The following is an 18827-nucleotide window of genomic DNA, read 5'->3' on the forward strand; positions in this document are numbered from 1 at the left end:
CGTTTAATCCTTACATCAACGAGGAGCGCTGCCATGAACCGTCGCATCATTTCTACTCTGCTACTGGCCGCACTGGCCGGCCCCGCACTGGCACAGGACGACCTGCCGGCCATGGTGGGCCGTGTCGCCGCCGTGCAAGGCCTGGTCACCCTGAGCGGCGATACCGACGCCGTGCCCGCCGGCCTGAACTGGCCGGTAGTAGCGGGCAACCATATCCACACCGCCAGTGGCGCACGCAGCGACATCCGCGCCGGTTCCACCGCAGTGCGGGTCGATGGCGATTCCGATGTGGAAGTGCTGGAGCTCGACGACGACATTCTGCGTCTGCGCCTCAACTATGGCAGCGTCAGCATCCGCCTACGCAATCCCGAGCTGCTGCGCAACTTCGAACTGATTACACCGCAGGCCCGCATCACCTTGCTGGAGCCGGGCCTGCTGCGAGTCGATGCCGAGCGGCTAGCCGATACTAGCCAGATCCGCGTGCTGGCCGGCAGCGCCCGCGTCAACGGCGCCGGTGCCTCGCTCACCTTGAATAGCGGCCGCGCGGCCGAAATCAACAGCAATGATGTGCGCACCCTGCTGGCCCAGACAGACGGCTTTGACCGCTGGGCCGAAGAACGCGAACGCTATAGTGATGGCAGCGTCAGCACCCGCTTTGTCTCCAACGGCATGACGGGCTACGAAGAACTCGACCGCAACGGTAGCTGGAGCGACAGCGCGGAATACGGCCCGCTGTGGACGCCACGCAATGTCAGCGCCGACTGGGCGCCGTACCGCGACGGCCGCTGGATCTGGCTGGCGCCGTGGGGCTGGACCTGGATCGATAACGCGCCTTGGGGCTATGCACCCTCGCACTATGGCCGCTGGGTGATGGTGAACCGGCGCTGGTGCTGGGCCCCGGGCCGCCCCCATGGCCGCCCTGCATGGGCACCGGCACTGGTGGGCTGGGTTGATGGCCACGGTCCCGGCCCCAACCACCGTCCCGGCATAGGCTGGTATCCGCTCACCCCGCGCGACCATTACGTGCCCAGCTACCGGCACTCGGCCGAACGCGAACAGCGCCTGAGCTGGACACACCATGGCCGTCCGCTGGCGCCCCTGCCAGCGAACAATAACCAGCCACCTCGTCGCGATGGCCTGAGCGTGCTGCCGCGCGAACAGTTCGAACGCCATCAGCCCCATGGCGTGCCACCACGCGCCGCGCCCGCGCTGTCTGTCAACGGCCCGGTAAATAGCATCCAGCCGGGCATCGGCGGCAACCTGACGGGCACCCAGCCACCCCGCGCACCGGAAGATGGCCGTAGCCGCTGGACTGAGCGGGGACAGGATAACCGTGGCCAACGTCCCGACTACCGCGACGATGGCCGTAACCGTGGCGCCAGCAATCCGGCCGCTGCCCCTGCACCGTTGCCGGTCGCAATACCGGCCCCGGTAGCCAGCGTCGGCCAGCCGCCCGCCATGCCGCGTCCACCGGCCAGCCAGCCTGCGCCCGTGCAGCCGGCAGCGCAGCCAGTGGGCCAGCCCGTACCTGTGCAAGCGCAGCCATTTAATGGCAACGAACGGGGCGGGCGCTTCGAACGCAACAGCATGGATATCAACGAACGCAACGACCGTGCCGATAGCTTCCAGCGCAACGAGCGCGTCAACCGCGTGGACAGCTATGGCCGCGACAGCCGCCTGCAGGAAGATGGCCGCCGGCCGGCGCGCCAGCAGGACGAGCGGCGAGATGCCCCCGTGCCGCTGCAAGTACCGCCTAGCGCGCCCGCCGCCCAGCTAGCACCGATGCAGCCACCCGTGCGCAGCGCGCCAGCACCGGCGCCAGTAATGATGCCGGCACCCGCTCCGGCCGCAATGCCAGCGCCCGCTCGTCCCGTCTTTAGCCCGCCGCCCGCTGCCATACCGGCCGCTGCGCCGAAAGACAGCGGCCAGCATCAGCGCGAGGAACGGCGCAAGGAAGAAGGGCGCGAGCGGGGCGAGAAGCGAAATCAGATCCAGCCATGACGATTACGCCGAATTGGCTACAATAGAGGCTGGCGGCACCGCGTTGGTGTTGCCAGTTTTTTATTGATTGGAATACCTATGCAAGCGATCCCGCCGTCAGAGTCCCTCATCGAATATCCGAGCGACTTCCCGATCAAGGTGATGGGGCCGACTCATATCGATTTCGCCGCCACCATCGTGCAGGTGGTACAAAAGCACGACGCTGGCTTCCACGAAGGCAAGATGGAAGTCCGTCCATCGGCCAAAGGCAATTACACGGGGCTGACCGTGGTAGTGCGCGCTACCAGCCGCGAACAGCTGGATGCGCTGTACACCGAGCTGTCCGGCCACCCTATGGTCAAGATCGTCATGTAATTCTGCTGCAGGCGCGGGCTAATCACCGGCCTGCGCCACCTGTTCCTGCAACCAGTCGCGGAATGCCTGCACTTGTGCCCGCTGTTCGGCCACTGCAGGCATCAACATCACATATCCTCGGCCATCATCGCGGTAGTGGGGACTCACTACCTGTCCTTCCAGCTCGACCATCAGCGGTTCCACCAGCCAGCCCGGATAGGCGCCGTCCGCGCGCCGTATCGCCACATCGACTCCATCGGCCAGCCATTGCTCGCCCGTCTGCAGCACCACATTGATGGCCGGATGACGCTCGATAAAACCGCCCAGACGCGGCGCCAGCCAGCGTGCCGCAAACACGGGTATCGCGGCGATCGTCAGCCGCTGATGCACGGGACTACGGCGTAGCGCCGCGCTGGCCGCTGCCATATCGGCAAACGCCTTGGCCAGCTGGCGCGCGTACTGCGCGCCTTGCGGCGTAATCCTTACCTGCTTGCCATGGCGCTCGAACAGCGCCAGCCCCAGTTCCCGTTCCAGTGCCCGCACCTGATGGCTGATCGCGCCATGGGTCAGATGCAATTCCTCCGCCGCCCGCGAGAAATTCTCGTGCCGGGCCGCCGCCTCGAAGGCGCGCAGTGCGGAAAAATTGGGCAAGCGGGCGTCGCTCATCAGGTCGGCATGCTGTGGATAACTTTGTGAATAAAATTAGCAAAAGACGACAAAATATACTTCTATACTTAGGTAAACAGCAAGTTAACGCTTGTGAATAATTTTCACTTTAAGCGGCACTTGTTGCTTTTTTGTGCAGCCCGTCGCCCGCACCCGCAAAGCTAGACAGGCTGCGCCTTGCGGGGCGTTTTATGGCCCCGTGATTTATAATGGCGGGATGACGTCTCCAACTACCACCGAGCCGGCACTGATACGCCACCTCGGCCGCGCCGATTACGACAGCACGTTTGCCGCCATGCGCAGCTTCACGGATGCCCGCACGCCGGACACCCGCGACGAACTGTGGATCGTCGAGCACCCGCCCGTGTTCACCCTGGGTCTGGGCGCCGACCGTGGCCACCTGCTGGCTGGCGCCAGCGCAATTCCCGTGGTGCAGACCGACCGCGGCGGCGAAGTCACCTACCATGGCCCCGGTCAGGTGGTGATCTACATGCTGATGGACCTGCGCCGCAACAAACCGGGCGGCAAGCTGTATGCGCGCCAGTTTGTCTACCGCATCGAGCAAGCCATCATCAATGTGCTGGCGGCGTATAATCTGAACGGTATGCGCGTCGAAGGCGCGCCCGGCATCTACATGGCCGATGGCGCGAAAAAGGGCGCCAAAATTGCCGCACTGGGCCTCAAAGTGCGCGGCAACGGCTGTACCTACCATGGCCTGTCGCTAAATGTGGCGATGGATCTGGCACCGTTTTCCTGGATCAATCCATGCGGCTATGCCGGACTGGAAACGGTCGATATGCGCAGCGTCGGCGTCACGGCGCAACTGGCCGAGGTACAGCAGCAACTGGCCGAAGAATTAATCCGCGTTCTGGCCCAGCCGACGCAACCCGCAGCAACCGAATAACTCCACTTGGCCCGCGAGGGCACGCAGCTTATGACTTCTGAGACCGATACCAAGATTGCCCCCGCTTACAACCCGAGCGAAAAGCAAAAAGGCGCAAGCAAAACTTCGCGCATTCCCATCAAGATCGTGCCGGTCGAACAGGTCGAGCGTCTGAAAAAACCGGAATGGATCCGCGTCAAAGCGGCCTCCACCTCGTCGCGCTTCTACGAAATCAAGGACGTGCTGCGCGAGAACAAACTGGTGACCGTGTGCGAAGAAGCCAGCTGCCCGAACATCGGCGAATGCTTCGGCAAAGGCACGGCCACCTTCATGATCATGGGCGACAAGTGCACGCGTCGCTGCCCGTTCTGCGACGTGGGCCATGGCCGTCCTGATCCGCTGGACGAGAACGAACCTATCAATCTGTCCAAGACGATTGCCGATCTGCGCCTGAACTACGTGGTGATCACCTCGGTCGACCGCGACGACCTGCGCGACGGCGGTGCCGGCCACTTCGTTTCCTGCATCACCGAGACGCGCAAGCTGTCGCCAAAAACCCAGATCGAAGTGCTGGTACCGGACTTCCGCGGCCGTCTCGACAAGGCGCTGACCATCTTCGCCGATGGCCTGCCGGACGTGATGAACCACAATCTGGAAACTGTGCCGCGTCTGTACAAGGAAGCCCGTCCTGGCTCCGACTACATGCACTCGCTGCAGCTGCTGAAGGAATTCAAAGAGCGCTATCCGGACGTGAAAACCAAATCGGGCCTGATGGTCGGTCTGGGCGAAACGGACGAAGAAATCCTGCAGGTGATGCGCGATATGCGCGAGCACAACATCGACATGCTGACCATCGGCCAGTATCTGGCGCCATCGAACAGCCACCTGCCAGTACGCCGCTACGTGCATCCGGACGTGTTCAAGATGTTCGAAGAAGAAGCCTACAAAATGGGCTTCAAGCACGCCGCCGTGGGCGCCATGGTGCGCAGCTCCTACCACGCCGACGTGCAGGCGCACGACGTGCTCGCAGCTGTGAACGATCAGTAGTTGCTGAGACAATCCAGAAGTAAATGAGACAAATTTAGAAGTGGCGAGACAATTCTGAATTGATAAATCATTGAAAAACAATGACTTACCATCTATTTCTGTCCTTCCGAGGGACGGGAAATCCTGGCGGATCGACTGGTTCGGCGACTTAGCCTTTCCGAACCGCTCGATTCGCCGGACCCAGCCTTCATTGTTAGTACACCTGTCTCGGGTACTTAATAACAACTTCCACAACGACCCCTTCGTACTTCTCTCCCCGGATTCGACATCGCCGGCAAAATTTCAACGTAAGGTTTGGATCTCCGCCGGCACCCTCCCTTTTCTGCGGATCGGCGACATTTGGCGCGACGGTAAATTGGAAGCCAGCCCGGATTACCAGCTGGAGACTTTCACCGACCTGCGGATTGAGGATTCGACGATAAGCTTGATCAAAGCAGGCTTGAACCTGGATGAACAAGGTTTCTTGCTGCCGCTGACGGAACATCCATGGCACATTCAGTGCACGCACTCATACTGCGTGATGGTGGACCTTCCAGAGAACCGCCGGCTTATCATTCCATGCATCGAGCTGATCCGCTTTTACTTTGGGTCTTCCAGCAATCTGATCACTTCGTTATTTTTACCGCCGCTCGAACGAAAAACGCTCTACAGAAATCCTCAATATAACAAGATTACTGGTCGTCTTGTGCTGGAACTTGCTGAGCGGATATCTGGCGCCTCTGCTGCCGACTTGGGGCGACTTCACTTGGATCCTGTAGCTTGGCGTGCAGCACTGCATATTGGTACTTCCGCATTGAAGGCGTCGCTGGCCAATCAGAATGTATATCCACAAGCGTTCTTCCCATTTGAAGGCGAGACTACGCTGATTGCTGCCGGCAAATGGTTGTCGTTCGGAGATCAGACCAAGGCCACTTTCATCGTGTACAACGTTCGATCTTGTTCTCATCCGTTTCCATTTCGCTCATTGCGCTACAGGGTGAACATCGGGTCTTCTCGTGCAAATGGGGCTTTTTCTCGGCACAAAAGCAATGGGCCCATACGGAGCTCGGCCGTTGATTCGCCCGATCAAGCAATAGTAGAGCAGGACGCGTCGAATAGCCTGGCACCGAAGACAGTCCAGGTCTTTCTTGAGCCCCGCTTTCCCGACTTGCAGAAAAAGACTGTCTGGAAAGATAAAGTGTTAGCCAGCGCCGATGATGTTGGCCGCGCAGGTGGCGGCGCACGGAAAGCGGTCACGCTGGCCGCTGTAGGGGAGCCAGGTTCTGAGCAACGAATCCGTTCAGTGAATTTGGACGTGCTGCTCAATACTGATCCGGGAAAGCGCGGCAGCATCCCGCCATTTTTGCGCGAGGCGATCGAAGCATTTGTCATGTTGGATGGTTTGCATATCGATCTCCTGACAGATAGCGATGAAGACGGGTGGACGGTGCCCATTACTGCGCTTTCAGACGCAGACGGCGAAATCGACCTACGGTTGTTTGTCGGTAGTGAAGGCGAAATCTTGCGACTGCGTCGTGCATCGGTATTTGGAGTGACGCGCGGCCGAGTCCACGTGAGCATAGTACTTATCGAGTGCTCGCCCCTTTACATCAAGGTGTACCCAACAAATGGACGGAATCTTGATGACGTCTGGGAAACCCTAAACAAGGCGGGAGGCCACTATCTTCACCTGCCGAGCGAGGAAAACCTGAACATCAGCGATTGCACCCGACTGCTTCGGGAAATTCTGGGCTGATCCGTAACACTTGACCACTTAACAGGACCGCCTCATGGCGCTCCGGACACGAAGGAGATGGGATTGGCAAGACCGAAAAAATGGGACATAGTAAGGAAGGAACGGCTTTTCGAAGTCGCGCGCGAACACTTGGACGAGCTTACTTCTACGGAGTACGAAATAACCAAGGATTCGCATGTCATTCGAAACATTCACGAAGCCTTCGGCGAACTCGATTGCGACGCCAGTTCTGTTCTGTATCAACTTGCCGAAATGAAATTTGTCAGTCAGAAGCACACGAGTCTACGGACAGGCATTTTCTTTCGCCAGAGCGACAATATCCGCATCGATAACTACAAGGTCGGCCCGACCTACGCTACCCCAAGTGATGCGGAGATAAAAGAGATTATCGATAGCATACCGGGCCACTTCGGCGCCGGCTGCAAGGATGTCATCGACTTGTGCTCTCGGCTGTCGTCGTCAGGTCACCGCACGGCACGCAACTTCCAGAAAATTTTGTACGATTGCGGCATAGCGAAAGCGGCGCCCGATGGCAAGCTGCGTCTTGATAGCAAATATGATGCCTTCAGCGCCCTACCTGTAAAGAGTTTGGTGGCGGCTCGCGAAGCCCCTCGGGAAATCCTCGATAGAATCACTGAACAACGCATCCTCGCCGGTCATTTTTACGTCGCGACCGGTCACCCACTGCCAGCTATTATTCGGTCGACTGACGGCACCGGGTACGGGAAGAGCTATTCCGTGTTCGATCAATTCCTAAACAATGCGCGGTGCGCCGAACCCGACTTGCGTCACCGAAATTTGTTGTTCATTACGCCGCAAAAAGCCCAGATCGATATCGACCGAAAACTGGTGGACGGAGCAGAGCGCATCGGTGTGCCGTTTCTCCCAATACTGTCGCGCGAAGACCTCACCAACCCTGATTTCAACGATTGGGTGGGCAAAGAATCGAACCGGGACAAATATCACCGCTGGTTCAAGGCTGGGAAAAAGGCCGCGGATATCGGTCCAGATCTCGCTCGGCTGGAGGCAACGCTGAACCAGATCGACTCAACTAATAATCAGCTGGCAACCGTAGTCGATTTCGTGGATCAGGCGTTACTGAGGAAGCAGTTACAGTCGCTGGCTGGACGATGCCTGAACCTGCTAAAGGATGCGGCGCTTGCCGCACTCAACCAGAATGGCAACTACACGTCGATTGCAAAGCTACGCGGCGGCATCGGTAAACTCGACCCGCTGCGGTTCGAAATCGTCAGTCGGTACTTTCCCTTGGAGTGCGCGCTACACGAACCTTGCATCCTTCTTGCAACGACAAAGAAATTCGACACGCAGATGCCTATTCTAGGCGTCGGAAAGGCAGGACAGCATGTGGCCAAGTTGGCCGACTTTTATGAGCTCATTGGTGGCAGTCGCCATGAGGACGGATTGGTCATGAGCGCTGCAGTGGCCCTGGGTGATTCGGATCAGCGCGTATTTCTCAGAGAACAGCTTTTCATCGAAGATGAGAATAACAAATTTCGCCAGGCCAAAGTCGCGTTCACCGTCGTCGTCGACGAGGAGCACGAGGCTTACAAAATATTGGCTAGCGACCGCAAGATTTCCTTGATTGACCATGCATCTAACATACCTCACGTCTTATCGACGGTGTGTCGGGTATACAAGTCAATCGGTGGTGGCAACGGATTGACGGGCTTGGACAGGCCCCTGTACGAGGTTGCGCGAGATTTTTTTGCACGGGTGGAGGCGTTGCTGGCGTCAAAATGCGAGTTGTCGCCTGGTCAGACAATGGCCTCGGTCATAGCGCTTTTCGAGTCCAATATTGGCTATGTGCAGATCGACAAGCGCGACGTTGAGCAAGTCATCAACGTGACCCGTAACGTATTCAGCTTTACGCCAAAACGTTTTTTCAACGAAGGCGCACTGAAAAATATTCGACTTCGCGGATGTGATGGCAATACATACTGCCAGATCTACTTCGGATCGCGCGAGGATGGAAACGCGACGCTGTACGATCTCTATCAGCTGTTGATGGCGTTGCTCGCGGCTGCATCGGAAATCCCCAGTGAAGATTTTCTGCGTATGCTCGGATCGGAAGGCGACGGTAGCCAGAATACATCGCTTCGTCTGTTTATTTTGCGTGCGCTGAAACACCGGTATGAAGTGAAAAATCTTTTTGACCGCAGCATGGACGAGGACCAGATCGTTAATAGGTTCTTCACATATTTCCAGCCCAAGACAGTATTTTCTATTGAGCCACGCAAATCCGTTCATTTCAAGGATCCGCGCCTCAACGAGTTCGTCTACGCCGACTTCCGCATGGATCTCTTGCGGGAGTTGCCAGAGGTTTCACTCATGCGCATGGCGCATAACACGCGCAATGCTGTGTACTGCCTTAGCGCTACAACGGGCTTTCAGTCGATCTACAACGGCAACTACAACCACAATGTCTTGCAGCACTATGGTGAACAAGGTGCCGATAATCTTGGTTTCAGTGTGATCCGGCGCGGTAAGCAGGACATACCAATCCTGGAAGGCCTGCGCGATGCAAGGGCTTCCATTCGAAGCGCCACCTTCCACCCTTTCCCGGTAGAGGGCATGAGCATCACACCGGACCCTGTTGATCCGGAAGTAACGCGGCTACTCAAAGTGTGGGCCAACAAGCTCGATCCTTCCTTGACTATGCGGCGCCATCGCTACCAAAAGCGCGAGTTCATGCGTCAGCTCGAAGCGATCATGCTGGCCGCTTACGACGGCAAGAATACGCTCATCCTGTCACTGTCGGGGCGCATCCGTACGCTTTTCAGCAAATATTTAGAAAACTGTCAGTACAAGTGTCGTGTGCTGAAGCGTAGAGCAAAGGGCGAAAACGATATCTACGATTTCATGCCTTTTTCCAATGGAGTGTCGCTGCGACTCGTTTTCTTCCACTCGGACCTTGCGAAGAGACTCAATGTGCGCGACTTTACCGCATTGTCGTCCGACATGCAGCGCTTGGTGTTCATCGCACCATATAGCAGCGCCGGTACCGGTCTGAACTATTTTGTAACATACGAGGGTACCGGGTTTCGGGAAGACTTTAGTCGACTGGTCCTGGTCAATAGCCCGCTGTACAGCGAGGTGGTGCAGCCCGAAACGGGCTTAAATTCGCTTGATAACTGGCTGACCTTAATGAAGTTTTACGCAGACAGCAAGCAGGTGAAGTTTCTCAAGGATTTCGACGTGAATCTCGTAACCGGCGAGAACTACGCTGTGTTAATGCGTGAGCATGAAATGAGCCTGTTCAAGAACCTGATGCAGGCGCTTGGTAGGGTGGAACGCGCAGACAGTCTGCTTGTCTCTGAAATATTCATTTGCTCAGACCTGCTCGACGTTGCGACGATGCAGTTCGAGCAGCTGGGGCGCGCTGGAAACGATGTTGTGCTCGGTTCGATGTCGCTGCTCAATCACAGCTTGCGCAACTACTGTCAGGGGCTCGCACGGGCGCACTCGTTTCCTTCTGTGGCAGCGCGGGCGTCATTTGAGAAGGATGTGGAAGAGCGCGAGCAGCGTATCGAGCAATTTTTCATGGCGTTTCTGCGGTCGGAAATCCAACGAGCTCGCACGAATGTGCCAAGTTCTGCCGACCTGAACGAAGCTTTGCGATCTATTGACTCCATCTTCGACCCTGCCAAGTGGATGGCCGATCTGAAGAAAAATCCGACCGTCGCTTCCAGCGCCTATCGCAGTGCGATCATCGACTCATTTTTCATACAGCGTGATAGTGGCTGCGAAAACGTCACGTTCTGCGTCAAGAAGCAACGCGACGCGCTGACTGACATTATCGGCGGCACGACGCTCTACCGACCGCAACGGCAGGTACTGCCCCAGTTCGACAAGGATATCGACGATCGACAAGGGGAATTCTGGACGCGGTTCTGGAAACTGGTCGATTTCCAGGACGAGGCGTTCCGCAGCCATGTCCCGCTGCCCGCAATCCTGCCACTCCTGAAAGGGAATGTTGGGGAATACCTGCTCGACGGGTTGTTGATGCAGATCGGTCAGGACGCATTGTCACTGGAAGCCGTGTTCGGCAAGCTATCCGCGCCCTGCTACGAACTTTTCGACCGCTACGTCGAGGTGGATAACAACCTGATCTGTATCGACGCGAAAAACTGGGCATCCTCATTCGACCAGACCGCACTGGCACAAAAGACGCACGCGGAAGCCAAAAGGAAGATGGCGCTGATCAGTGATTTGCTCGGGCAACGGTATGATGAGATCAAGTTCGTGTACCTCAATACGCGCGTTGAATGCAACCCGCTGAACATCATGCCGGAAGCCGATGGAGAGGGCGCATACTACCTCAATCTGCTCAAACGAGAGAGCGGCTATGCCGCCATCAAGGACAAGAAGTTTGAAAGCACCATGAGCGACCGGCTCGTCCTGAACCGGCGCTTGACTGCAATGCTCACTCCGACCTCAAAGAAACCATGACTACTGCCGTCCCCGCCTACCTGCCGATCACGGAAGCACCAGCGGCCGCCACCAATATTTGGCGGATTCCTTTGTCCGACCAGGTGCTGGTCGAAAAACTCCTGGAGCTCGATACCGGGCCGATTCACATCGACTACCTGTGCCGTGATATTCCGCGCACAAAGGGTGAAGTAACGGAGCAGTATTTCGCGAGAGTGCATGTCGAGGCGCGGAAGATACTGCGCAAGAAGTTAGAGCTTTCGGCCAATGCCATCATTCGCTACGAGTTTCTTCGAGTCGATAGCATGTTTTACTTTTTTTTCCTTTCCGACAAGGCGCCTGCAGACAGTAATCTGTACGGATCGCTTTTAGCAGCCGACGTGCCATCGCATCGACTGGTCCAGGCGCTAATCGGACTGCATGTAAAAATTGGACTTCTAGACCAAGTGGCGCAAGAGTTTGAGATCGATAACGTGTACTACAACGCAGCGCTCTACTTGGGTACCGATGTGTATCCGCGCAAGAAAGACGGTCGCGTGCTGATTGATACATTCGAGGCGCGCTTCTACTATTCGACCAATAACGAGCTTGTCACCACACTTCATAATCAAACGTTCCTCGCCACGCCCGCATCCACATTACAGGCGGCGGTGGAGGAAACGGTCATGACAATCCGGACCCAGGAGAACGTGTACGTCGCGAGCGAGAAGCTCGATGCCCGCCAGTACGGGCGTAAAAAATTCATGCGTTTTCAGAGGGGGTATCGTGGATGCCAGAACCATGCGCATACGCTGGTTGCCCGTTGTGTGACCAGGTTATTCGATAGAATTCAGGTCGATGCCGTCCGGGATTCGTTTCAGGCCACGGCGATATGGGACGAGTTCGTGACCGCCGCCGCCAACGTCTCCGTATCCAAAACCATTATCGTCGACAATTACGGACCGTATCCTTCGGACGCGGCCAGGGATAGCGTTCACGGGCAGCTCCGCAAGGCCCTTGCGCCCTGCGAGATCGTCCCCGCAACAACGCTCAACAGCTACGACTCTCTATCTGATGAGAACTGCTACGTATTCATTAACAAGAGCGTGGGGCGCAATGGCTCAAGCATCGTCGATGCCATCACCGGCAAGCAGTTCAATACCTTTTGGCAGGCGTACGGCATCCATAAGCAAGACAAGAACTGCAGCTTCGATTTATACACCCGCATGAAAATAGCCCATTTCACTGGAACGCGGAATGTCGTTATGCAGGGCATCGATCTACCTGAGCAGCTTTCCGCGCACGATGAAAGCCCGATCAGTTCACACGTCCTGTTGAAAGTTCGCAAGGAACTATGGCTGAAGCAGTCCGTGCTGCAGCGCAAAGCTATTTCTGGTCTCAGCCAGATGCCGACGGGGTCTTACCGTTTGGTCTATGTCCGCAAGCCGGAAAACATGTTTTTTGCATCCACTTTATCGTGCCGATTTGCAGACGGGACACTGTCACTGGATGATCAACTTACGTTTGGCAGCGAAGATGAACTGCTCTTTGCATTTCCCATGCTGCGCCCACTCGAGAAACTCTACGACGGAAGCTTCTATCTTTATGACTGCGCAACTCGGGTACTGCTCACCTCGTACACGAGTGCGCGGGTGCCTCAGATTCTCGGCAATGTCGCGTTCGACAACGTAAAGAAATTTCACGAAGCTGGCGACACACTTCGCAAGTTGACTGCGCCGCAGGAAAATCCTCTGCCCTACTATGTCACACCTCGATTGCGCGAACAGTACCACCACATCTTCCTGCAGGAAAAGGGCCCGGACCTTCGCTACTTTGTATCACCAAAAGGCAATCCGCAGTCGGTATTTTCCGCACAGTGCCGGACGTACAATATCCTCACATGGGACGAATATGGTTCGCCGGTAAAGCAGATCGAGCAGCCTGTGACGAGCATGTTTCTGCGCAGCTTTACTGACGATATCGTCCTGAATGGCCAAGTGAGCAAGTCGTCGCTGCTGGTCAAAGCAGCACGACTCTTCCTAGAAAACTGATGGCGTGCCCGGCCCGCCCCGAACACGGGGTAGTGCACTTATCGTTTATGACTGCTGGGCCTGCGCCAGCGCTGCATCGATGTCGCTCAACACGTCGTCTCTGTAAGCATTGGCAAGTTCGAGCACTTGTCCCCGATGCGCGCTTTTCTCTGTCGCGCTACGGCCGGGTACGCCAAACCTCGCCGCAATCGCGGGGCGCGCGGCGCAACGTCCGATCCACGCCTTTACTAGGCTGAACGCCATCGTCGGCGTCATGTCTAAATCATGCTCGACCGCGATCCGGGTCAGCCACTGCATGACGATGTGAGCTTTGAGGCGCTTCTTTGCAGCCGTCATCATTGCGCCCCGTTGTGCAGGCGAAAGATGTGCGGCGAAAGCGAGCTCTTCAAGATACTGCACGACCGTGTATTCCACCGCGTCTGGTATTTGACCGCGTTCCGACATGCGCATGACTCTCTCCAAGAGGTAAGGGATTGAACATTTTGGCTACCACTATGCTAACATATATATATGTTAGCTGTTAGGCCGTTTTGCAACCTCGATTTGAAAGAGCAAGCCACTAGCTTTGACCGCAACATGACAACTGCGGCGTATGGCATCGTGGTTGAAATTCCGCTAGTTCGCGAGGATAGTGGGGCTCAAGCGACCCCGGTCACGCCAGTTAGAGAGTTTGCTTACGATATCCACATACCAGACAGGTGCATCGCGGAAGTCTTTTAGGAGAAGGTTGTACCGGATCGCGCCCGAGTACCATGCTGCACAAAGACGCGGCTCCAGGTCTACAAATAGCCATGCACACAATTGCATGAGATGGTGGCGTTGCTCAATCGGTCGCATTTCGAACGAAGTGTGCCCGTCGGTTAGATGAATATCTGCAAATCCAAGTTTATCCAAGACGAAGTGCCTGAGACGGGCATGTTCGTAGCGCGCGGTCATTGTCCTGCATAGCTGGTGCATTACCGAATACGAATCGAGGTTCCATGCGCTGCACATTTCGCGTGCGGGCGCTAACGCCTGGCTTGCCTGACGAAGCAGCATGGTTGTTTGCACATCGTATGTAGGGGGCACCGCCGTCGGCGCGGTGCGCAGATCGAGTCCGCACGCATGACAACATGACATGAATCCGGCTACATCCAGATCCTGCTCTCTCATGTCAAGGCGATGAACCGCGACCGCAGCGCCACAGGCTGGGCAGCGATCGAGCAACATGGTTCGATGTACTGTGCATACGGTGTTTAGAGCAATCCGCCAACATTTCCTGAAATACGGTATGGTATCCCCTGCCAAGCAAGTGGGGCAGAATTGCAGCCCATGGCCGTTTCGTTTCCGGTGATACATCTGAAGCACGAGGATCCAGTGCAAGGATCCCGATGATCTGAATCTTCGATATAGAATTCCTTCATAGGATCGCAACGTCGTGCCAAACGCCACCGCCAGCGGCGTGCCAGTTCGTAGGCTTAGTTCGTTAATAAGCCATGGGGGTGCCAATCGATCGATATCGCGGTTCCAGATCTGGCGGTAATTGCCAAAGATCACGTTGCAAAATGTCTGAACCTTCATGCCATGTCCATGTGCCAGGCGGACGAGCCAGCAGGACAGCAATTCGTCCGGTAGTGGCTTGTAGCGGATCGGCCATAGCGAGGAGGAGAATTTTGTCACGGCGATTAGAGTCTTCGGAACTGCTTTCGTTTGGATGGCGGCAGCCACGACAGGGAGCCGATACGGTCCAGCGTGATCCGCTCGGTCTTTGACCGAATAGCATCGACGGCCAGCTCCTTGACCAGGTCGCACATGTCGCCGAGCGTGCCTTCGCTGCGGGTGTGAATCGCAAGCATCATTTGCGGATCCTTAAGATTCGATGGCTGCTTGAGGGGAGCACGAAGTTCCAACGTCGCCAATAAGGAACCAAACTCGTTATTGGCCTTCCATAGGGGCAGCGTCTCGGGTGTGAAACGGCTGGACATTTGAGGATCGGTATTAAATGCGTTATAGGCATCCTCTATGCCGGCCGCGACCATGGTGACCATCGTTTCGTTGCCCAGACTTTTAAGCGCATTGCGAAATTCCTGCTGACGGTTCAGGCTACCTGCAATTAGATGGTGGATTTCGTCCACGATCAACATGCGAACATCCATTTGTCGAAACAATCGCTTGATCTGAGAGTACTTCTCCTGGACCGATGCCGTTGGCTTGTATGGCGTCATCAATGCGTCCAGGATGCGCGTGTAGAAGTCCGATATGTCCGGCTTGGGCGGCGCCTCAACCATCACGACAGGGCAGATCGTCACTTCGCCGGCAGGATCGAGGTCGGGCAGATGCAGCGACATGAAGCGGCTCAGAATGGAAGTCTTCCCGTTGAATGACGGCGCAACCAGAAGCATGTTCGGCATGCGGGTGATGCGCGGATATTCCAACAGTTCTTCCATGCGTTCGAGGATGCGTTTCGCATCCCTATAACCAAGCCAAGCCCCGGCCCGAATTGCATATATGCGAGCCTTATCCGACTGATCGATCAGCGCACGTGCGGCATCGTTAAGATGCTGGTAATTACCTTCATCTGGTATAGGTGTGTTAATCATCATCGAGTGGTAGTACTGCATCCGGATCATAGCCACGCACGGCCGGAGGTAGGGCACTGGGTGCCGATTTACTGGCTTGGGGTAAAGCTTCTGCCGTTTCGCTGCGGGCCTTCGCATGTTGAGCGCGGCGCTGCGCCGCACGCCGTGCCGATTTTGTTTTTTCGGCGGCATCATCTTCAAGGATGCGCTGTTCGGTGAGCAGTGCAAACACGGCCTTTTCGTCCTCGTGTGAGATGCCCTTTTCGTCGGCACGCCGATGTGCTTCGCGCAATTCCCAAATGCTTACCGGTGGCAGACTTGTGTCCCTGTAAGGGATCGAAAAATGACGCCCTGCAATTTCATCAAAAAAATACAATTGACCGATGTCACGCGGATCCCGGTGAAAGCGAAATTTTCGCTTGTGGCGCGGATACTGCGGATCCATAGAATTTATCCAGGGCCGAAGGACATCGTGGTAATAGTGTACGTCGTCGATTACCACTCCATAGTTTTGCACCGTACGTTCAATAAATGGCATGAAATTAATTCGGAGCGTTTCATTGTCGAGGCGTCGTGCAGGCAATCCACGTCCCGGCTTACCTTTGGTGCCCAGCAATCCCTCACGCCATTTGGTGAGTGGAGTAGTACCTATGCCGCTGTGCACCTTTCTGTGATACCGGGCGAAAAACAGGACCATCCATTTTTCCAATTCTCCGAAAGTCATGCAGGCGTTACCCTCCGCGTCATAAACTCCCTTTTCGTCAGGCCCTGAAAACGTCGCCCCTTTTACCGTCTTGAGGCCTTCTGACACCGTTCCCATCAACCGCTCTATATGCGCTCCGTACCTTGGTTTTTTTACCGGCCGCAAATGGAGATCGATATCATATTCGTTGCAAGCAAATTTAAGCATATCGCCGCGGAACTCACGTGCGTTATCCATATGCAGAATGCCCATGACACCCCAGTAGGGCCAATCAGCAGCAGCTGTTAAACCGAGCCGAGATATCCATTGGTCCTTAGGCATGATCGCGTGCGAAATACACATCCCGGCGGACATCGCTGATGGAGCGTCCAGCGTCAGATACATCCCTAGGCAGACACGACTATAGACGTCAATAGCCAGTGTAATCCAGGCTCGGCGAATAGATTTACGATGAACATCGTCAACGATGATGACAGGCAGCAAGGTGTGATCGATTTGAACCAAGGCTAGTGGCCATTCTGCATCGGGAATCACGCCCTTGATTGGATCAAATTGGTCGTGGGCTACGGCTTCACCCTTGCGACTTCTCACGCGCTCGCGGCCGTTAGATTGGTCAATGCGTATTCGAACCGTGTTGAGCGCAGGTAAGCGGAGATTGGCATTGGAACACCGCCGTCTGATCTCTTCCACTGTTTTTGCAATGGATCTGTTTTGCTCGGTATCGTGAAAATTCTCAATACAATCCATTATGATCGCGTCTACCTCCGCGGGTAGTCTCCCCTTGCCCTTGCCACCTCGAGCACTGAGACTGGGCAATAATGAGGAAAGCAAACCAGTTTCGCGAAACGCTGCTACCCACCGGTAGACTGTGGCCCTGCTGACACATGCTTCTGTTGCAATCTTATCGGCTTTGGCGCCAGAGTGTTGATAGACGGGACGATCTAGAAGAGGCGCGATCTGGCGCCTCCTCTCTTCGGCAACGCGCCATTCCTCGTCAGATATTTCCCACAGATCCGGCTTAGCTTGAGAAGTATTCTCCGGAGTACCAATTTTCCTAGGTGGTCCGAGATCGCCAATTCTGAGCAACACCTTTTCACCCGACGCCACTTCCTTGGCGAGCACCAGGTTGAGGTCCGCCAACGCCACAATGACATACTCCCGACCGTTGTCGACTACGGTCGCGCCTTCCTTCAACCAAAGTTGCGTTGGTTCTTTGTTTTTGTTGCTCATGCGGCTTCCGGCAATTTGAATAGGACGTCACTGTCGATCGCGGCGTCCAGATTAATGATTAGTCGTCGCATAAGTACTAGGTTCCAGATAATTGGGAGCCAGTACAGCTGTTCTTCATCGTTGACGGCCAAACGCAGGAGCAAGCGCGGAAGGGAAGCTACACCCTCCATCTCGTCGACGAGATCAAGGATTTTTATGCAGCTCTCCTCGTCGGGGACGATATTGCGATATTCCCTCAAAAATTTGATGTTGGTTAGTCGGACAGTGCGGATTTCTATTTCCGTGGTGAGCCCGAACTCCCAGTTGCGTTCAGCGGCGTACTGTTCTGCCGCAGCAAATTTGAGCGCATATTTTTCAGCGTTTTTCTTGAGATCACCCGTATGCTTGATTTCGGTAAGAAAGGACTTACGGACGTGTCCAGTGGCGGCGTTCGCATAAAAATGCACGAGGACATCAGGGATATAGCCTCTCGGTACACCCGGCACAGGAATATTGACCGGCTGCTCCTCAAAACTTTCGACTGCTTCATCGAAGTCTAAGAGCATCATGTATTCCTTCTCCAATAGAGACTCGAAGCTGCCCATACTTCCGTTCTTGCGGCTTGCGAAGCTGCCGGTGACGGTTAGATGATTCTTTGGTATTTTGCGAATTCCCATTGAAAACTCGTATTGAATAGAATGAATAAATTATCTCATCACTAATGTTTGATGTCAGGGAATTTTCAAAGAATCACAAAACAAAATTTGATCGTAACGCATAATGTATGGCACTAGATTTTCTAGACCATCACGTTATGATGGTCTCCCTGAATTCAACGCAAGGCAGCGGCAAGATTGCATAAGTACTAAACACGAATATTAGGCTCTGATTCAATTCAATATTAACGCGACGTAATTACTACATGACTTCCTTAGTATGGCGCATTAATATCTCGAATTCTATGATCCTTGCGATAGTTACTGTCGTTAGTACAGGCTTCGGCATCCTTATATCGCGTGAAGTCAGGACGCTAAAAACCGCAGAGGCATGAATAAACCGCTGTATTAAGTTTCTGAGCCCCCTAGGCGGACTTAGTTTTGGCTCTTGATTGAGTACTAGAAAAAAAGAGAAGGAACAAGTCTGGGTTTCGTACTCCACCTAGCTTCGATCGCACACGGACATGTGGAACTTGCAAAAAATTGCAACCATCCCG

Annotated in this window: 13 protein-coding genes; 7 read left to right on the forward strand and 6 right to left on the reverse strand. The window is 55.4% G+C overall.

Translation table 11 applies throughout. The features are described from left to right. The first annotated feature begins 33 nt into the window (after nt 1–33). On the forward strand, nt 34–2001 hold the full coding sequence (locus tag ABNT42_RS00790; RefSeq protein WP_348692689.1) for a DUF6600 domain-containing protein: 1968 nt from the start codon (nt 34–36) through the stop codon (nt 1999–2001). Between the two features lie 78 nt (nt 2002–2079). After that, nucleotides 2080–2355 (forward strand): DUF493 family protein, encoded by a 276-nt coding sequence (locus ABNT42_RS00795; protein ID WP_155435681.1) that lies wholly within the window; start codon nt 2080–2082, stop codon nt 2353–2355. A gap of 18 nt (nt 2356–2373) precedes the next feature. Here ABNT42_RS00795 and ABNT42_RS00800 read toward each other — a convergent pair whose 3' ends face one another. Next, complete coding sequence (locus ABNT42_RS00800; RefSeq protein ID WP_348692691.1) at nt 2374–3000, reverse strand: LysR family transcriptional regulator; 627 nt, start codon at nt 2998–3000, stop codon at nt 2374–2376. 217 nt (nt 3001–3217) lie between these two features. Between ABNT42_RS00800 and lipB the strand changes: the two genes are divergently transcribed. From lipB to ABNT42_RS00825, 5 genes are all read left to right on the forward strand, one after another. Continuing rightward, complete coding sequence (gene lipB, locus ABNT42_RS00805) at nt 3218–3904, forward strand: lipoyl(octanoyl) transferase LipB (protein ID WP_348692694.1); 687 nt, start codon at nt 3218–3220, stop codon at nt 3902–3904. Between the two features lie 30 nt (nt 3905–3934). Next, on the forward strand, nt 3935–4930 hold the full coding sequence (gene lipA / locus ABNT42_RS00810; RefSeq protein WP_348692697.1) for a lipoyl synthase: 996 nt from the start codon (nt 3935–3937) through the stop codon (nt 4928–4930). A 70-nt stretch (nt 4931–5000) separates the two neighbouring features. Then, nucleotides 5001–6665, forward strand: coding sequence for a hypothetical protein (locus ABNT42_RS00815; RefSeq protein ID WP_348692700.1), 1665 nt, complete (start codon nt 5001–5003; stop codon nt 6663–6665). Nucleotides 6666–6728: 63 nt separating this feature from the next. Beyond that, a complete protein-coding gene (locus ABNT42_RS00820; RefSeq protein ID WP_348692703.1) occupies nt 6729–11135 on the forward strand; it encodes a hypothetical protein in 4407 nt (1468 codons plus the stop codon). After that, nucleotides 11132–13144: a hypothetical protein gene (locus ABNT42_RS00825; RefSeq protein WP_348692706.1), complete on the forward strand. Its 2013-nt coding sequence runs from the start codon at nt 11132–11134 to the stop codon at nt 13142–13144. Before ABNT42_RS00820 ends, ABNT42_RS00825 begins: the two co-directional genes overlap by 4 nt. 45 nt (nt 13145–13189) lie before the next feature. On the opposite strand, the gene ABNT42_RS00830 is transcribed toward ABNT42_RS00825, so the two are convergent. The 5 genes from ABNT42_RS00830 to ABNT42_RS00850 form a co-directional block, all read right to left on the reverse strand. Next, nucleotides 13190–13594, reverse strand: a complete 405-nt coding sequence (locus ABNT42_RS00830) for a hypothetical protein (RefSeq protein ID WP_348692709.1) — start codon at nt 13592–13594, stop codon at nt 13190–13192. A gap of 165 nt (nt 13595–13759) precedes the next feature. Beyond that, nucleotides 13760–14353, reverse strand: a complete 594-nt coding sequence (locus ABNT42_RS00835) for a hypothetical protein (RefSeq protein WP_348692712.1) — start codon at nt 14351–14353, stop codon at nt 13760–13762. 455 nt (nt 14354–14808) lie between these two features. Beyond that, entirely contained in the window at nt 14809–15744 is a 936-nt protein-coding gene (locus ABNT42_RS00840) for a TniB family NTP-binding protein (protein WP_348692714.1), read from the reverse strand. After that, nucleotides 15716–17635, reverse strand: a complete 1920-nt coding sequence (locus ABNT42_RS00845) for a helix-turn-helix domain-containing protein (protein WP_348692716.1) — start codon at nt 17633–17635, stop codon at nt 15716–15718. Before ABNT42_RS00845 ends, ABNT42_RS00840 begins: the two co-directional genes overlap by 29 nt. Continuing rightward, on the reverse strand, nt 17632–18291 hold the full coding sequence (locus tag ABNT42_RS00850; RefSeq protein WP_348692719.1) for a TnsA endonuclease N-terminal domain-containing protein: 660 nt from the start codon (nt 18289–18291) through the stop codon (nt 17632–17634). The genes ABNT42_RS00845 and ABNT42_RS00850 overlap by 4 nt, the downstream gene beginning before the upstream one ends. Nucleotides 18292–18827 lie beyond the last annotated feature (536 nt).

Origin of the sequence: Duganella fentianensis (assembly GCF_964031615.1) — a bacterium.
GTDB classification, from domain to species: Bacteria; Pseudomonadota; Gammaproteobacteria; order Burkholderiales; family Burkholderiaceae_D; genus Rugamonas; species Rugamonas fentianensis_A.

Excerpts from the sequence above, each read along its gene's own strand:
- ABNT42_RS00845 (WP_348692716.1), bottom strand. The coding sequence starts at position 17,635 with ATGAGCAACAAAAACAAAGAACCAACGCAACTTTGGTTGAAGGAAGGC.
- ABNT42_RS00830 (WP_348692709.1), bottom strand. The coding sequence starts at position 13,594 with ATGCGCATGTCGGAACGCGGTCAAATACCAGACGCGGTGGAATACACG.
- ABNT42_RS00835 (WP_348692712.1), bottom strand. The coding sequence starts at position 14,353 with ATGTTGCTCGATCGCTGCCCAGCCTGTGGCGCTGCGGTCGCGGTTCAT.
- ABNT42_RS00790 (WP_348692689.1), top strand. The coding sequence starts at position 34 with ATGAACCGTCGCATCATTTCTACTCTGCTACTGGCCGCACTGGCCGGC.
- ABNT42_RS00850 (WP_348692719.1), bottom strand. The coding sequence starts at position 18,291 with ATGGGAATTCGCAAAATACCAAAGAATCATCTAACCGTCACCGGCAGC.
- ABNT42_RS00795 (WP_155435681.1), top strand. The coding sequence starts at position 2,080 with ATGCAAGCGATCCCGCCGTCAGAGTCCCTCATCGAATATCCGAGCGAC.
- lipA (WP_348692697.1), top strand. The coding sequence starts at position 3,935 with ATGACTTCTGAGACCGATACCAAGATTGCCCCCGCTTACAACCCGAGC.
- ABNT42_RS00825 (WP_348692706.1), top strand. The coding sequence starts at position 11,132 with ATGACTACTGCCGTCCCCGCCTACCTGCCGATCACGGAAGCACCAGCG.
- ABNT42_RS00800 (WP_348692691.1), bottom strand. The coding sequence starts at position 3,000 with ATGAGCGACGCCCGCTTGCCCAATTTTTCCGCACTGCGCGCCTTCGAG.
- ABNT42_RS00840 (WP_348692714.1), bottom strand. The coding sequence starts at position 15,744 with ATGCAGTACTACCACTCGATGATGATTAACACACCTATACCAGATGAA.
- lipB (WP_348692694.1), top strand. The coding sequence starts at position 3,218 with ATGACGTCTCCAACTACCACCGAGCCGGCACTGATACGCCACCTCGGC.